This is a genomic window from Runella sp. CRIBMP, assembly GCF_009905605.1.
Lineage (GTDB): Bacteria > Bacteroidota > Bacteroidia > Cytophagales > Spirosomataceae > Runella.
This window is the reverse complement of record NZ_JAAAKZ010000006.1, coordinates 143,639-160,193: the sequence shown is the minus strand read 5'-3', so window position 1 is coordinate 160,193 and position 16,555 is coordinate 143,639. Positions and strand designations below refer to the sequence as shown.

At 44.5% G+C, this 16,555-nt stretch carries 17 protein-coding genes; 6 read left to right on the top strand and 11 right to left on the bottom strand.

Translation table 11 applies throughout. From position 1 onward, the window contains the following. The first annotated feature begins 59 nt into the window (after positions 1–59). The 3 genes from GVN20_RS17185 to GVN20_RS17175 all read left to right on the top strand — a co-directional run bounded on the left by GVN20_RS17185 (position 60) and on the right by GVN20_RS17175 (position 2,897). A complete protein-coding gene (locus GVN20_RS17185; protein WP_166559517.1) occupies positions 60–1,553 on the top strand; it encodes a S41 family peptidase in 1,494 nt (497 codons plus the stop codon). 117 nt (positions 1,554–1,670) lie between these two features. Then, on the top strand, positions 1,671–2,282 hold the full coding sequence (locus tag GVN20_RS17180; RefSeq protein WP_229599096.1) for a hypothetical protein: 612 nt from the start codon (positions 1,671–1,673) through the stop codon (positions 2,280–2,282). A gap of 36 nt (positions 2,283–2,318) precedes the next feature. Next, the gene (locus GVN20_RS17175) at positions 2,319–2,897 is read left to right on the top strand and encodes a TetR/AcrR family transcriptional regulator (RefSeq protein ID WP_166559515.1); all 579 of its coding nucleotides are present in this window, start codon (positions 2,319–2,321) and stop codon (positions 2,895–2,897) included. 31 nt (positions 2,898–2,928) lie between these two features. Here the strand turns inward: GVN20_RS17175 and GVN20_RS17170 are convergent, their stop codons facing one another. Then, entirely contained in the window at positions 2,929–3,513 is a 585-nt protein-coding gene (locus GVN20_RS17170; protein WP_166559514.1) for a Uma2 family endonuclease, read from the bottom strand. 70 nt (positions 3,514–3,583) lie between these two features. On the opposite strand from GVN20_RS17170, the gene GVN20_RS17165 reads away from it, so the two are divergent. Then, on the top strand, positions 3,584–4,942 hold the full coding sequence (locus tag GVN20_RS17165) for a lysophospholipid acyltransferase family protein (protein WP_166559513.1): 1,359 nt from the start codon (positions 3,584–3,586) through the stop codon (positions 4,940–4,942). 19 nt (positions 4,943–4,961) lie between these two features. On the opposite strand, the gene GVN20_RS17160 is transcribed toward GVN20_RS17165, so the two are convergent. The 6 genes from GVN20_RS17160 to GVN20_RS17135 all read right to left on the bottom strand — a co-directional run bounded on the left by GVN20_RS17160 (position 4,962) and on the right by GVN20_RS17135 (position 9,100). Beyond that, the gene (locus tag GVN20_RS17160) at positions 4,962–5,774 is read right to left on the bottom strand and encodes an HAD family hydrolase (RefSeq protein ID WP_166559512.1); all 813 of its coding nucleotides are present in this window, start codon (positions 5,772–5,774) and stop codon (positions 4,962–4,964) included. Between the two features lie 106 nt (positions 5,775–5,880). Further along, positions 5,881–6,945: a magnesium/cobalt transporter CorA gene (corA, locus tag GVN20_RS17155; RefSeq protein WP_166559511.1), complete on the bottom strand. Its 1,065-nt coding sequence runs from the start codon at positions 6,943–6,945 to the stop codon at positions 5,881–5,883. Positions 6,946–6,995: 50 nt separating this feature from the next. Beyond that, positions 6,996–7,778 (bottom strand): 3-deoxy-manno-octulosonate cytidylyltransferase, encoded by a 783-nt coding sequence (gene kdsB / locus GVN20_RS17150; RefSeq protein WP_166559510.1) that lies wholly within the window; start codon positions 7,776–7,778, stop codon positions 6,996–6,998. A 6-nt stretch (positions 7,779–7,784) separates the two neighbouring features. Continuing rightward, on the bottom strand, positions 7,785–8,117 hold the full coding sequence (locus GVN20_RS17145) for a DUF5615 family PIN-like protein (RefSeq protein ID WP_166559509.1): 333 nt from the start codon (positions 8,115–8,117) through the stop codon (positions 7,785–7,787). Beyond that, a complete protein-coding gene (locus GVN20_RS17140; RefSeq protein ID WP_206023297.1) occupies positions 8,098–8,334 on the bottom strand; it encodes a DUF433 domain-containing protein in 237 nt (78 codons plus the stop codon). The genes GVN20_RS17145 and GVN20_RS17140 overlap by 20 nt, the downstream gene beginning before the upstream one ends. Positions 8,335–8,512: 178 nt before the next feature. Beyond that, positions 8,513–9,100, bottom strand: a complete 588-nt coding sequence (locus GVN20_RS17135; RefSeq protein WP_166559508.1) for a Uma2 family endonuclease — start codon at positions 9,098–9,100, stop codon at positions 8,513–8,515. Positions 9,101–9,281: 181 nt separating this feature from the next. Here GVN20_RS17135 and leuS point away from each other — a divergent pair, with 181 nt between their 5' ends. After that, positions 9,282–12,074, top strand: coding sequence for a leucine--tRNA ligase (leuS, locus tag GVN20_RS17130; protein WP_166559507.1), 2,793 nt, complete (start codon positions 9,282–9,284; stop codon positions 12,072–12,074). A 79-nt stretch (positions 12,075–12,153) separates the two neighbouring features. On the opposite strand, the gene GVN20_RS17125 is transcribed toward leuS, so the two are convergent. Both GVN20_RS17125 and GVN20_RS17120 read right to left on the bottom strand, forming a co-directional pair. Then, positions 12,154–13,452, bottom strand: a complete 1,299-nt coding sequence (locus GVN20_RS17125) for a M56 family metallopeptidase (RefSeq protein WP_229599095.1) — start codon at positions 13,450–13,452, stop codon at positions 12,154–12,156. A gap of 152 nt (positions 13,453–13,604) precedes the next feature. Beyond that, complete coding sequence (locus GVN20_RS17120; protein ID WP_166559505.1) at positions 13,605–13,976, bottom strand: BlaI/MecI/CopY family transcriptional regulator; 372 nt, start codon at positions 13,974–13,976, stop codon at positions 13,605–13,607. Positions 13,977–14,094: 118 nt separating this feature from the next. Here GVN20_RS17120 and GVN20_RS17115 point away from each other — a divergent pair, with 118 nt between their 5' ends. Next, entirely contained in the window at positions 14,095–14,607 is a 513-nt protein-coding gene (locus tag GVN20_RS17115) for a hypothetical protein (protein WP_166559504.1), read from the top strand. A 27-nt stretch (positions 14,608–14,634) separates the two neighbouring features. On the opposite strand, the gene GVN20_RS17110 is transcribed toward GVN20_RS17115, so the two are convergent. Both GVN20_RS17110 and GVN20_RS17105 read right to left on the bottom strand, forming a co-directional pair. Beyond that, on the bottom strand, positions 14,635–15,099 hold the full coding sequence (locus GVN20_RS17110) for a hypothetical protein (RefSeq protein WP_166559503.1): 465 nt from the start codon (positions 15,097–15,099) through the stop codon (positions 14,635–14,637). Between the two features lie 23 nt (positions 15,100–15,122). Further along, complete coding sequence (locus GVN20_RS17105; RefSeq protein WP_166559502.1) at positions 15,123–16,553, bottom strand: rhodanese-like domain-containing protein; 1,431 nt, start codon at positions 16,551–16,553, stop codon at positions 15,123–15,125. Positions 16,554–16,555 lie beyond the last annotated feature (2 nt).

Here is a 16,555-nt window from a genome sequence, read left to right as displayed (position 1 = left end):
AAGGTTTTACGCTGTCAAGAATCATTTTTCTGGCAACGCAAAACGAAATGCACCACCCGATGAAATTTTCTATTTTCGCAAGTTGTATCTGTCTTTGCCTTTTTACCGCCTGTAGCTCCACGTTTAACCCCAAACAAACGTATTCGGTGCAACAAATTCAGGAGGATTTCAACCTCATGCAACGAGCGTTGCTGGAGTCTCATCCAGGAATTTATCGATATTCTTCGCCCGATACCATTCAGTGGATTTTTAACAAAACCGCTCAGCAACTGACCCACCCCATGACCGAGCGCGAATTTAGGCGTACGGTCAATCCCATTTTTTCTTACATCCGCTGCGGTCATACCGACATTTATCCATCAAAACAATATACAAAATATATCAAAAAAAACAAACCCAAAGAATTTCCACTTTCGGTTTTTTGGGCTGATAATCAACTCCGTATCACACAAAACCGTACCAAAGATTCTACCCTTGCCGTGGGCGGCGAAATCACCCGCATGGATGGCCGACCCATCGAAAAAATAATGAAAGAAATGTGGGATTTAATTCCATCGGATGGCTATAACCAATCCTTTAAAATTTCTGTAGCCAACACCAATTTTGGATCATTTTATCGCTATTTGTACGGCAACAACAGCACATTTACCGTGACGGTAAAAGACAGTTTGGGAAAATCACGTAACCTAAAAATTTCGTTTACGGCTCCTCCCAAACCCACCAAAAAGAACGTTCCTAAGCCCGTTGGTGCGCCTAAACCCAACACCGTTCCGAGCACGACGCCCATTCCTCGCCCCAAAGTACCCAAAGTCGATAAGCGCCGCACCTTGAACATATCGACGCGCGACAGCAGCGTTGCGATTCTGGACATCAACACTTTCCGCGACGGCGGTCATCGCAAGTTCTACCGAAAATCTTTTCGCACACTTAAGCAAAAAAACATTCAACATTTGGTCATTGACCTACGCGCCAACGGCGGCGGCCGCTCCGATGCAAGTGTCAACCTAATGTCATATCTGTTGGACTCGACCTTCGTGGTTTATGATACCATCGACGCCGTGCGGGGCCGCCCCTCTTTCAACCGCTATTACGGCAGCAAACTGCTGCGCTTTGCAGCGCGTAATTTCTGGTCTAAAAAAATCTCTTCCGACCGAATTCGCAACCGGTCCACCGCAAAAAAAATACGCGTTAACAAAAAATACGGTTTTAAAGGCAAAGTTTACTTACTGACCAACGGCGGGTCGTTTTCGGCGGCGGCGATTTTCCCTTCTATCATTCAGGAATATAACCCAAGGGCAGTCGTTATTGGCCGCGAAACTGGCGGTGGGCAGTACGGTTGCAACGCCTTCATTTCCCCTTACCTTACCCTGCCAAACACAAAAGCAAAAGTCCGAATTCCGATGTACAAAATTGTGTTAAACCTTCCGGGCTACGACAAAGGGCGCGGTGTAATGCCCAATATTCCAGTAGCGTACACGTTTCAGGACGTAGTCAAAATGAAGGATTTAGACATCGAAAAGGTCTATGAATTGACAAAAAGTCCTGACAAGTAATAAGAAAATCCGAACATTAGTAACTTAAACTACCTACGGCCACGGCCGCTTTATTGCCGATTATGTATGGTTATAAATTGGAACATAAACCGTTATTTCTATTTATTTCTCCTTCTATTGCCATTTACTTCCGCAAGTCAGGAGCAGAACACGTGGAAGTTGGAAAAAGACAAAAACGGAATCCGGGTGTACTCACGCCACCTCATTGGAAGTAAGCTAAAAGAAGTAAAAGTAATCTGTGAACTCAACGCTACATTATCACAACTCGTGGCTTTTGTATCCGACATCGACCACTACAAAGACGCCGTGTATCGGGTGGCGGAGGCTTATGTGGTAAAACGTGTCAGCGACCGAGAGTTTTATTATTACAGCGAGACCGAAATGACATGGCCTGTGTCAAATCGCGGTCTGGTTATACGTATGGAGTTTGATATGGACCACCCTACCCGAACACTCCGTATCCGTGGCAATAATGCCCCCGAGTTGGCTCCCCAAAAAAAGGGAGTGGTTAGAATCCCGCATTGGCATTCGCTTTGGACAGTTCAGGAAATTGACAGCAAACGGTTACGGATAGACTACACTTTTGCCGTTGACCCAGGCGGAGAACTCCCAATTTGGCTCGTTAATGCCTTGATAGCGGTAGGACCTTATCAGTCTTTTTCAAGCATAGAAAAACTGCTAACTCGCCCCTACTACCAAAATCGTACGTTTAGTTTTTTGCACCCCTAAACTGAAGTAAATAACTCCGTACAACGCCCCCAAATCATGAGAACAAAAGATGAAACTAAAGTGAAGCTCATTCTCAAAACTGCCCTCAAAATGGTGGCTCGGGTGGGATTGGCGGGACTCAAAATGTCGGATTTAGCCAAAGAGGCAGGCGTAGCCACAGGAACCGTTTATATTTATTTTGAAGATAAAAATCAACTTATTTTTGAGCTATACCATTACTTGATGCACGTCAGTATCAATGATTTAGCCCCTCAAATTTTAGAGACCGACCCGCTCAAAATTAAAATTAAAAAAATAGCCCGTAACTACCTAGAAGACAACATAAACAACCCCGAATACGGCGCGTTTTTGGAACAATATTTTCGTTCACCGTACTTTCATAAAGAGGACTCAACCCGCGTACAAAAAGAAATCACCAAACAACCGCTCTACCAATTGATGGTGGAAGGTCAACGCCAAAGTCTTATCAAAGAAGCCGACCCTGAGCTGCTTGTTACGTTGGTGTACGGAATGCTGAATGAACTGGCGAAAGTGTCTGTTTATACCCAAAAGCCCCTTAAATCTGCCGAATGGGAATTGACATTTAGTGTGCTTTGGGATGGAATACGGAGTTAATTTAGAACAAAAGGGGGGCATTGATTAATCTTTATCGGGCCGACAAATCAATTCCCCGATAAAGATCTGAGAGCTTCAGCGTTACATTAATTGATTGTAAATGAATTGTTTCTGAAAGACTGGACACATCTTCGGTACGCCAATCTTTTTCATTCAATCGGAAGTAAGCAGAAACCAAGGCGTGTTTTTGATGAACTACCACGTATTCTTTAAATGAGGGTAGCGAACGGTATAAATAGAATTTTTCGCCCCTGTCATACTCTTCCGTAGAGGGCGAAAGAACCTCCACAATCAGCAATGGGTTCAGGATGGTATCTACTCGATTTTGATAAAACAACGGTTTTTCACAAATCACCACGGCATCTGGATACACAAAGCTCTCAATGGTTGGAATATGGATTTTGGTATCACTGTTGCTAACTTCAAAATGGGAGTCTTGAAGTGCATTACCTAATGCAATCAATACATTGGTAGCTATGCGGTTATGAACGTAAGAAGCGCCAGGCATTTTAGTGATTTTTCCGTCAAAATATTCCAATTTTTCCAATGATTGCGCCTCCAGTTCGAAGTATTCTTCGATGCTGTACGTGGTTTCGGGCGAAAGTAATGCAACCATAAAATAATCAGTTTTTACAAAGTTAAACGAAATTTCCTAATTTGAGCCAAATCTGACCCTGAGGATTATCATGCTCTTTTACTCCTTGCTAAAGTTTATTTTTACGGTTACGCTTCGCCTCTTTTTTCGGCGGTTTCAGGTTCACGGACTCGAAAAACTGCGGAAAGCCAAAGGCCCTTTGATTCTGGCGGTCAACCACCCCAATACTTTTATGGACCCGCTCATTGTGGCTACTTTGATACCCCGACGGGTCGCTTTTATTGCCAACGGCAGTATTTTCAACCGATTGACCCGACCCATTTTCAAGTATTTTCACGTCATTCCCGTGTACCGAAAAAAAGACACCTCTGACGTGCTACTCTCCCCCGCCGAACTCAATAAAATGACATTTCAGAGGTGTTATGATTACTTAAAAGCCAAGGGAACGGTTCTTATCTTTCCCGAAGGAACGAGCGAAATTGAGCGTCGTTTGCGCGAGCTCAAAACGGGCACCGCCCGCATTTCCTTGGGTGCTGAATACGATAATAACTTCCAACTGGGTCTTCAAATTTTACCGATTGGCCTTAACTACTCCGACCCAACGCGCTTTAGAAGCGACGTATTTATCAACGTTGGCCACCCGATAGCCCTCGCTGATTTTAAAGAAAAATACAATCCAGAATCCTTTGAAACCGTTGAAGAACTAACGGACTTAATTCAACAGCGCATGGCCGAAACGGTCATCATTACCGAGGATGAAGAAGAAGATACGCTGGTCAAACAAGTCGAAATTTTATACAAGAATCAACTCTTTGAAGAATTGGTTTTGGACAGTAAAGCCCAAAAGGACGAGTTTGACCTCATTAAGCAAATTGTGACGGCCGTAAGGTATTTTGAGCACCACCGCCCGACCCTCTTTATGTCTATGCAAGTCAAAATGTCCAACTATTTGGATACGCTACACAAGCTCCGTCTTTCAGATGAAATTTTCACCCAAACCAAGCACCTCAGCCGTCATCTTAGGAGCACGGTAATTTTATTGATTTTAGGCCTTCCAGTGTACCTATTCGGTCTATTTTTTAACTATCTACCGTACATTTTACCTTCCAAAATTGCCCGTTTGATTTCTTCAGACATCTCCTACCGCGCCCCACTTATGATGACCCTTGGAATCTTCACATTTCCCCTCTTTTACGGACTCCAACTGTGGGCATTTCAGGCAATTTTCCACCAACCCCAGCTGACGATAGGCTTGGCGGTTTGTCTGCCCCTCAGTGGTTTCTTTGTTTTGTGGTACTGGGGCCAGGTCACTCACCTGAGCCATGTATGGCAAGCTATACGGCTCTTTCGGCGTAAACCTACGCTGATGCAGACGCTTTCAAGCGAGCGCACCGCAATCTTCCAATCGCTCAACGAAGCCAAAGAGCTTTACTTGAAGTTGGGGGAATAAAAGGGGCACTAGCAAGTTCTTAGTTCTTCACCATTGCAAGCTCCACAATCAATTGCTCCAATACCTTAGCCACACCATTTTCATCGTTTGATTCGGCCCTAAAACGCGCCGCTTGTTTGATGTCGGGATGTGCATTGTCCATAGCGTACGAAAAATAGGCCTGCTGCATCATTTCCAAGTCATTGAGGTAATCGCCAAAGACCATGGTTTCGGCCGCCGAGATACCGTGCAATTGCTGAAGTACGTTCATCGCTTTGCCTTTATTGGCCAAGTTATGCGACAAATCAAGCCAGATTCCTGCCGAGACCTTCACTTTAATTTCATCTTTCCACGCCTTAAAGTGCGGATAACTATTGGCCGCTGAGCCGTCCAAATCGCAGATACTCACTTTCAGGCATTCATCATCCGCAACTTCCAGCAAATTCTCCACCACTTCGTAGCGTTCAAAATACTTGGTCAATTGCGCCCAAAAGGCAGGCTCGGTGTTTTCGACGTAGGCTTTTTTCTTACCGCAAAAGATAGGGTATGCGTTTGGGATGGGTCGTGAGGTCAGAATTAGCGAATCAACAATTTCTCTTTGCAGCGGTTGGACATACAGTTCTTGATTTTGGTAAACGACATAACTGCCGTTTTCGGCCACAAAAATCACGTCATCTTTAACGGGTTCAAACTGTTTTTGAAGGTTAAAATACTGGCGTCCGCTGGCCGCTACAAAACGAATGCCGTGGGCTTTAAGGGTCGCTAAAATGGGGTAGATGGCGGGGTTTAACTCTCCTTTAGAGTTCAGCAACGTACCGTCCATGTCGGTAGCCACTAGTTTTATATTTTTCATATACGACAAATGATGTATCCCAAAATTGCACAATTTCTTGCGTAGGAACGTGTTTTTATGGAATATATACCATTTAATCGCAAGATATTTTTATTATATCAATCCGTCACATCCAACCTCGCCGCCTAAAATAAATCAACAATCCTCCTGCCAACACCGCCATGCCACCAAGGGTATAAAAATATCCATTTGGCTGACGCAATTCAGGCATATTGTCGAAGTTCATGCCGTAGATTCCAACGATAAACGTGAGGGGCATAAAAACCGCCGAATAAATAGTGAGGGTTTTCATGACGGTATTCATGCGTGAGCTAAGCGTAGAATAATGAATATCAATTAACCCTGTCAATAATTCACGGTTGGAGTCAATGGTTTCGATGGCAGTAATGACGTGGTCGTGCACATCACGGAAATAAGGGAAAGTACTTTTGCCAATGAGTTTGGAATTTTCGCGCAGGCCCTGACTCAGCATATCGCGCAGCGGCAATACGTACTTGCGCATGAGGGTAAGCTGGCGCTTCATGCTATACAGTTCGCTGATGGGGTCCTTGTGTTTTCCAGCCAAAATCAGCCCTTCCAGTTCTTCCAGCTCCTCGCTCATACGTTCAAGGATTTCGAGGTAATTGTCCACAATCAAATCAATCAACGAAAACAGCAGATAATCAGCCCCGTTGCGGCGTGTTTTTCCAACCGACGCTTTAATTCTATCCAAAACGGGGCCAAAAATATCGCCTGTGCGTTTTTCCTGAAACGAAATCAGGTAATTGCTCCCCAACAAAAAACTCACGTGCTCCGCTTCGATTTCTCCCGCCTCATCTCGCCAATAAAGCATTTTGAGGGACACAAACACGTAGGTTTCGTTGAAGAATTCAATCTTGGGCTTTTGCCGGGTATTCATGATGTCTTCCAACAAAAGCGGATGAATATTGTGCAACAGCCCCACGGCCTCAATGACGCCCGACTCGTGAATCCCGTCCACATCTAGCCAGCTGATGTAGGGTTTATCGCCCGAAATCTGGCAATCTTTGATTTGTTTGATGGTGTGTTGCTCGTGGTATTGCTCGTTGTATTTAACGATTTTAAGGGTGGTATCTTTTGCCACTTCTGGCCCCACATACACCAATGTACCGGGAGAAAGGCCAAACGTAGAGGTATTGGGTGGGGGTGTCATGGGTTATTGATTTGTGGTTTTCGGTCGCCGGTTTTAGTAGGTAGATGTTACTATTGAGCCATCAATCGCAGCACTTTTTCTATGTCTTCGGGCGTGTCGATGCAATGACTTTCGTAGGACGTGAGCCCCATTTTGATTTTAAAACCGTTTTGAATCCAACGCAGCTGCTCCAACGATTCGGCTTTTTCTAAACTAGAAACGGGCAGTTTTGTAATTTTCTCTAAAATATCGGACCGGTACGCATACATTCCCACCTGCCGATAATAAGTATGGTGCTTATGCCATTCTTTAGGGTCAACTCCTTTCAGAAAAGGCAATACCTGACGGCTGAAATATATGGCTTCAAAATTCTGATTCACAATCACTTTAGCCTCCCCCACATCAAAAAGCACCTCATGGTCGCTCACGGGAATCATCTGCGAAGCCAACTCTACACTCCCGTCCAAAACCGCCCCCAACTCATCAATCTGCTCAGGTGCCACGAAGGGTTCATCGCCTTGAATGTTGATGATGTAATGGGTTTCGGGTTTGGAGTTTACGGTTGTTTCTGAATTTTTAAACTGTAAACCGTGAACTGTAAACTGATACGCCTCCCAACACCGGTCGGTGCCACTGGGGTGGTCGGGGTGGGTCATGACGGCCTTACCACCAAACGCCTGTACGTGTTGGAGGATGCGCTCATCGTCGGTAGCGACAATCACTTCCGACAGGCATTTGGCCTGCGACGCCTGCTCGTACACGCGCTGAATCATGCTTTTGCCCTGAATATCAATGAGGGGTTTGCCCGGAAAACGCGTCGAAGCGTAGCGAGCGGGAATAATACCGATAATCATTTGTATTTATACGTGTAAACTGTAAACTTGCCCCTTCACTGCGTCAGGGATGAGCATAAAAATCTGCGGAAGAAGCGGTTGGATAAATTCATATTTAAGATTAGATACATTTAAAACAATAAATGCCAAATCTATCTGTGATATATTGTGCTGAAAGGGAATGTTTTTATCCGTTGTAACAAATATATCAAATCTGTTTTCAACTGCTAATGCCAATAACTTACCATTTTTGACGCTGAGCCAATCCATATCCTTTACCGTAAACACATCAGATTTCACCTCTAAAAGCCTAAATTTAAGCCTTTTTGGGATATTTTCATCAAGCAATATTTTCGGCATTAATAATATGATATGCTTGGATTAATAAATAGCCAGATTGCTCAATCACAACCAATGCCTGCTCCTTAGTAACTGCGGGAAAATCTTCCAGATACGTTTCTAACGTCTCTCCGGTACCTAAATAATCGAAAAGACTTTTGACTGGAACGCGAGTACCATAAAAAACTGGCTCCCCACTCTGAATATCAGGGTCTATCTGAATAACAGTACTTTTCATACTATTGACCATTAAAATTGAATACAAAGGTACGAAAATGTCGATAATCCCTACCTGCCAAATTTCAATCTGGCGGCCTGATTCTATTCAGATGATATCACCAAGCCGTAGAAGTAAGTTACAATTATGCTATGGAATAGACAATATTTTAGAAGATGTTTACAGGAAAACATCGCTATCAGGCAAAAACACTCAATTCCAATTCAAAACCAGGCAGTATCTCTTCGCCTGACACCTTCCCTGCTGAAAATGGCACCCGCTCTACCGTTCCGTTTTGGCGATATATCCACACTTCTTGGTCCGCCAAATCAATCAGCCAACCCAGTCGTACGCCGTTTTGAATGTAGGCATTCATTTTGAGTTGGAGCTTCGGGAGACTGTCGGTTTTGGAGCGAAGTTCAGCCACAAAATCGGGTGCGATGTGGGCAAACTGATTTTTTTCACTTTCGGGCAACGCGTCAAAACTGGCTTTCAGAATAAAAGATGCATCAGGGGCTCGCATGGAACCGTCGGCAAACGTAAACCCCGCCGACGAACTGAACGTATAGCCCAGCTTGGAAGAGTGGTTCCACAATTCGAGAATGAACAAGAGCTTATTCTGGTAAAAACCTGAAAGTGTATTGGTTGGTGAAATAATGATAATGTTCCGGTCGGCATCGCGCTCAATATTCAGTTCATCGTTCATGCGGCAAAACGCCAAAAACGCGGCATCATCCCACCGAATTTCGTCGGGAAGCCTGAGTACGTATTCATCCAATGCGACCATAATCTCGGACCGTTTTTTATTCAAAAATAACAATTTCAGCCCCAAAACCCAAAAGTCATTGAAAAGCCGTAATTTTGCGCCCTAATTAACACAATTGTCTATTGTTGTCAGTGATTTTGAGGGAATTAGTTAAGTATTTAAGCCATTCTCACTACTCACTGCTCACTACTGAATACTAACTATGGAATACAATCACCGCGAAATTGAAAAAAAATGGCAGCAGTTTTGGGAAAATAACCAAACCTACAAGACTGATATTGACCACAATAAACCCAAGTACTACGTCCTCGATATGTTTCCTTATCCTTCGGGAGCAGGACTGCATGTAGGGCACCCGCTGGGCTACATTGCTTCTGACATTATTTCGCGTTATAAAAGACTCAAAGGCTTTAACGTTCTGCATCCGATGGGCTTCGATAGCTTTGGGCTTCCCGCTGAGCAGTACGCCATTCAAACGGGCCAACACCCTGCCATCACGACCGAGCAAAACATCAGTACGTTTATCAGTCAAATGAAAAACATCGGTTTCAGCTACGACTGGAGCCGCGAAGTTCGCACGTCTGACCCTAATTATTACAAATGGACGCAGTGGATTTTCATGCAACTGTTCAACCATTATTACGACAAAGACGCCGACAAAGCCCTGCCCATCAATCACTTGGTTGCTCAGTTTGAAAAAGGAGGCTCCGCGGCCGTCAATGCCATTTGCGACGAAGAAACACCTGAATTTACCGCCGGAGACTGGAACGCCATGAGCGAAAAAGAGCAGCAAATCCTGCTCTTGAAATACCGCTTTACTTTCCCCGAAGAATCGTACGTCAACTGGTGCCCGGGCTTAGGAACGGTGTTGTCCAACGACGAAGTAAAAGACGGTGTTTCGGAGCGCGGGGGCTTTCCGGTGGAGCGTAAATTGATGAAACAGTGGGCCATGCGCATCACCGCCTACGCCGACCGCCTGTTGACAGGCTTAGACACCATCGACTGGCCCGAACCCTTGAAAGAGCAGCAACGCAACTGGATTGGCAAAAGCGTAGGGGCAAGTGTGAAGTTTAAAGTAGCCAGCGAAAACAGCGATGCCCTTAACATCGAGGTATTCACCACCCGCGTTGACACCATCTACGGCGTTAGCTTCATGGTGCTGGCTCCCGAGCACGAATGGGCGTTGGAATTGACCACTCCTGAGCAAAAAGAAGCCGTCGAAACCTACATCAAATGGGCCGCCAGCCGCAGCGAAGTAGACCGCATGGCCGAAAAGAAAGTGACGGGCGTGTTTACGGGCAGCTATTGCATCAATCCGCTGAGTGAAGAAAAAGTACCCATTTTCTTGGCCGATTACGTGTTGGCAGGCTACGGAACGGGGGCCGTCATGGGCGTGCCTTCGGGCGACCAGCGCGACTGGAACTTCGCCACGAATTTTGGGTTGCCGATTGTCCCGATTTTGGACAGCCAGAAAGACATTGATAAACAGGCCGATAACACCAAAGAAGGGACTTACATCAACTCGGGCATCATCAACGGCATGACCTACAAAGAGGCCCCCGATGCGTTGATTGGCTGGTTGGAAGAACGCAAATTGGGCAAAGGAAAAGTGCAGTACCGCCTGCGCAATGCAGTCTTTAGCCGTCAGCGCTACTGGGGCGAGCCCGTGCCCGTGTATTTTAAAGATGATGTTCCTTATCTGATTGATGAAAGTGAATTACCATTAGAATTGCCCAAAATCGACAAATATCTCCCCACCGAAACGGGCGAGCCGCCACTGGGCCGCGCTGAAGGCTGGAAATATAAAAATGAATACGAATACGAATTAAGCACTATGCCCGGCTGGGCCGGCTCCTCGTGGTACTGGTACCGCTACATGGACCCGCAAAACAATGGCGCTTTTGCCTCCAAAGAAGCTATCGACTATTGGCAGCGCGTTGACTTTTATTTGGGCGGCTCCGAGCACGCCACGGGACACTTGCTATACAGCCGTTTCTGGAATAAATTCCTGAAAGATCTGGGCCTCGTACCGCACGAAGAGTTTGCCGCTAAGCTATTGAATCAGGGCATGATTCAGGGACGAAGCAACTTTGTGTATCGTTTGAAATCAAGTGAAAGCGGACACCCCGTTTTTGTTTCTCACGGTTTAAAAGACCAATACGAAACCACCAAATTACACGTCGATGTAAACATTGTTGACAATGATATCCTTGACGTAGCTGCTTTCAAAAACTGGCGTGAAGATTTCATCAATGCCGAATTTATTCTGGAAGATGGAAAATACGTCTGTGGCTGGGAAGTTGAAAAAATGTCCAAATCAAAGTTTAACGTCGTCAATCCTGACAACATAGTTGAGAAATACGGCGCCGATACACTGCGTATGTACGAAATGTTTTTGGGGCCATTGACCGATGCAAAACCTTGGAACATGAACGGCATCAGCGGTACGTTCAACTTCTTACGTAAGTTTTGGCGGTTGTTTTTTGAAGACCAGAGCGGCAAACAAAAATGGACCGATGCCGAGCCAACCGCCGAGGAGTTGAAGGTATTGCACCGCACCATCAAACGCGTGGAAGAAGACATCGAGCGGCTTTCGTTCAATACCGTCGTGTCTACGTTTATGATTGCAGTCAATGATTTGAGCGACCTGAAATGCCACAAAAAGGCCATTTTGCAGGACATGCTTATTTTGTTAGCGCCGTATGCGCCGCACATTACCGAAGAATTGTGGGTGGCATTGGGCAACGAAGCGGGCACTATTTCGGCAGCGTCATTCCCCGTTTTCAATCCTAAATACTTGGAAGAAAGCGCATTTGAATATCCGATTCAAATCAATGGCAAAGTGCGCGCCAACATTCCGTTCCCCGTAGATATGTCCAAAGAAGATATTGAGCAGGGCGTATTGGCCAACGAAACGGTACAGAAATGGCTCGAAGGCAAAGCCCCTAAAAAGGTAGTGGTAGTGCCGAAACGCATTGTCAACGTCGTGTTGTAAACATCAACGTCGGCAAGGTTTTGAACCTTGCCGACGTTATGGTAAATCATGATTTTAGGTTCCTTGTTGTATATCTCATCTACTTTTTTTGGTTATCTCGGCGAAATTTCTCCATATTATTAGTTAACCAATATTTTTTATTCGCTAAACGTTCAGCACGATACTTTTCATAGTAACCCGTTGTCATCAAATTGAGTTGAAATTTGTATTTGAAACCAATGGTTGCTTGGGCATTCTTGTACAATTTACTGACCAAAGCCAGAGAGAAATCGGAAGCTGTGTACTTATTCAACACTGAGTTAGGTACTTTTTTGTCATCAATCCATACCCCGTATATCTTCGGATTTTTATAGGCGTCAAATTCTTTTTCGGTAAGAACAGTAGGTGGAAAAGGCTTCAAAGGAGGGATCATTGCCCAATTCTGTTTTAGCTGTTGCTCTTCACTCATAGCTCTAAAAATTACCTCTAAGCGAGCTCGGTCCGGTTCTGAAACCCTATCTAAGCGATACCAGTCCTTCCCATTTTTTTCGCCTTTTACTAAATATTTTTCAATAATTTGTTGGTATTCATCCAGCATGGCCTGCGAAACTCCCTCTTTTGTAAAATCAGCCTCAGTCGTTGATTGTGGTACAACATTAGGGGCATTTTGTGCAAAGCTGATGTCGCTAAAAATAAAGACCAACCCTGAAAAAACGCATAAAGCTGTCGTTTGAAGCAAGTACGCACGCTTCATTGAAGTGAATTTGTTCATCATTTTAAACCGTTTTTTGGTGATGAGATAATTGAAAGAACTCGCCAGCGTCACACCGTTGTGTTGACATATTTTATGAAGTAATAAATACTGGTACGCAGGTGGATTTCGGTGCGTTTTGATCACCCAATCATCCGCCAAAAATTCGTGATTAAGCCTAATCGCCCGGCGGTACAGCCATACGGCAGGATTCCACCAGCAAAATGCGAGAACAAGTTCAATAAACAGCACATCCAACGTATGATGCTGACGGATATGCGCCTGTTCATGCTGTAGGATTTCGGCTTCTATGTCGTCGTTTTCAAATGCCCAGCGATTGACAAAAACATACTTACCAAAACTGTAAGGGGTATTATTCTGCGGTATCAATACCAAGTTCATTTCACCCTTTTTCACGACCAGATGGGTGCGGATCAGTTGCCAAAAAGAATACAGATTTTTAGTAAAACGAAGCAGAAAGGCAAGGGTAATTACCCCGTAGAGTCCCCACAGATACGTCGTCAAAGGCAGCGTATCTGTAACCGCTGAAATTGAAACGGGGTCATTGGGAGTAAGTGGCCCGGATTGAATGACGGTCGATAGTGTTTGCGTTTTTTCAACAACGGACGGGAGCGTTTCAACGGGCAATTCGTACGAAACAAGGGGAATCAACCCCGAAAACAACAGGCTGAATAACAGGTAGAAGCGATTAAAAACAGGCATTTTTTCTTTTTCCAATACCAAATGATACAGAATCAGTAACAATGCCGAGCAGACGGCAAATTTGAACAGATAAATGCTCATGGCTTTTTATGTTTAAGTTGTTCGTCAATCACTCGTTTTAAGTCCTCCAATTCCTCTTTGGAGAGGTCGGCGGTATTTGTAAAAAAGGAGGCAAATTGCGCTACCGAATTCCCGAAGAAATTTTTAATGATGCCGCGAACGTGTTTAGAAAAATAATCCTCTTTGGAAACCAAGGCATAATACTGCCGCGAATTTCCGAAAAGAGTATACCCAACAAAACCTTTTTCCTGCATCCGTTTGAGCAACGTAGCCACGGTAGTAGAGGCAGGTTTAGGGTCGGGCGAGGCATCAATTAGGTCTTTCATAAAGACCGTTCCCTGCTGCCAGATTACCTCCATTAATTGTTCTTCAGATTTAGAAAGTTGCATATACTCTACAATTTGATACTTTATTCTACAAATGTAGAATACAAAAAATTCAAAGCAAATTTCCGGGTAGATATTTTGAGATTATTTTATATTTTTGATTGAATAAAACAGCGTAGCCATGAACAATTTTGCAAACAGCAAAGTCATAAAATTGTCTTTTTTCGTCCTATTGGCCACTTTGATTGTGGCAGGCTGCAAAAAGAAGGATATTTGGCCCAAAGAAACTTATGAAATGTTGAATAAACGCTCCATCAAATTAGTTACTTATAGCAATTCCCGCTTGAGTCAGTTCAGCTTCCAAGAAAGCGCCAATAAACACGTAGCAGTTTATACTAATCAGGTCATGGATTTGAGCCAATGCAATGATTGCGGACACCCTTTCATTGCTTTCGAAGTGGATCCTTTACTTTCTGAATTCATCTATTCTTCTGCGCAGGATTTGGAAAATATTCACGCTATAAGCGGAGTAACGAGCAGTTTCTTTGGCCCATATGCTTATCCTATTCGTTCGGGCAGTATTTTAGGAAGAAAAACCACTGACTATTCATGGATTATCACCATTGATTTACCAGCCGATAGTACCAAGCCAAATGAATCCCGTAAAATAAAAGGCGTATTTACGCTGAAGTAATTATTGTTGAAGCCATAGGAACGCGCTTCACTTGTTATAAAAGAGCTTTTCGCTCCACTTCAATGAATCTGGAAAAGGTAGATTATATTTTGAAAAATCGGACCAAAAAATCAATACACGGTGTTTTGACGGGTCTTTTGAAGAAAGGATAACAGGAAATTTTTTATGCTTTATTAGTTCCCTTTTGTGCCCTGTAAATTCAACAAAATAACGCTTGTATTTGTAATCAATATCTTCTCTGAATAGCCTATTTTTGTGTTGATAGTGGTAATGAAACCTCAAATACAGCGTCCCCGTTTTGGTGTGATATTTTTCTTCAACACCATCTATCGTTGCAATTTCAAAAGTCTGATTATGAAAGATTTCTTTCTTCTCACGAGATTTCATTATACTCATAAAAAGAAAAGGTAGTGCTATTAACACATACCCCCAAATCCCGAAAAACATTGCTGCTTCAAAGTTCCACTTTTGTTCTTTGGGTACACCTTCCATTTACTTGTAACTCAGTATTGTTTTTAGTCATCCCCTGATTTTTTCAACGTCGAAGGGCACACAAAATCGGTGGTGGTGATACGGCCCAACTTTTGAATGGCGGCAAAGCCGCCGTCAATGTCTACAAGATTGTCGTAGCCCCTGGATTTGAGAATAGAAGCGGCCATCATGGAGCGATAGCCACCCGCGCAGTGGATATACATCGTTTCTTTTTTGGGAAATTCGGCCATCAAATCATTGATATTATCTAACGGCAAATTTTTGGCGCCATCGATGTGCTCGGCCGAAAACTCACTGGGTTTACGCACGTCGATGATGGGCAAATTTTTGTCTTTTTCAAGGCGACTGGCCAATTCATCGGCCGAAATTGAGCTGATTTCATCCACTTCATTGCCGCTTTCGCGCCAAGCGTCAAAGCCGCCGTCTAAGTAGCCAATCACATTATCGTAGCCTACCCGTGCCAAACGGAGAATGGACTCCTGCGTTTTTCCTTTTTCGGTAACCAACAATAATTCTTGCTTTACGTCGGGAATCAACGCGCCTACCCACGGCGCAAATTGGCCGCCCAGACCGATGTTGATAGAATTAGGAATAAAGCCTTTGCTGAAAAGCTGTGCGCCGCGTGTGTCCAATACTACTGCGCCCGTTTCGTTGGCAGCGGCCTCAAAAGCCGACGGAGACAAGGCTTGCGCCGCGCGTTTCATCACGGTATCTATGCTTTCGTAGCCTTCTTTATTCATCTGAACATTCTGCGGGAAGTACTGCGGCGGCTTCGCCAGTCCAGCGGTTACTTCCTTGATAAACTCCGCTTTAGTCATATCGGCACGGAGTGCGTAATTAAACATTTTCTGGTTGCCGAGCGTGTCAGTGGTTTCTTTGCTCATGTTTTTACCGCAAGCAGAGCCCGCTCCGTGGGCGGGATACACGATGACTTCATTGGGCAAAGTCATGATTTTGTTACGGAGAGAATCATACAAAAAACCCGCCAAATCGTCCATGGTCAGGTCTGATTTTTGGGCCAAATCGGGCCGCCCTACATCACCGATAAAGAGGGTATCGCCGCTAAAAAGCGCTTTTTCCTGCCCATTTTCGTCCATTAATAAATAACAGGTTGATTCCAAGGTATGCCCGGGTGTATGAATGGCTTTTAACGTCATCTTTCCTACCGAAAAAAGCTCTCCGTCCGTGGCAATGTGGGCCTCAAAGCCCGTTTTGGCATTGGGCCCGTAGACAATCGGAGCGCCCGTTTTTTTGGATAAATCCAAGTGGCCCGACACAAAATCAGCGTGAAAGTGGGTTTCAAAAACATACTTGATTTTGGCTCCGTCGCGGGCGGCGCGTTCGATGTAGGGCGTTACTTCGCGGAGGGGGTCAATGACCGCCACTTCGCCTTCACTTTCAATATAATACGCTCCCTGCGCCAGACAACCGGTATAAATTTGTTCGATTTTCATCT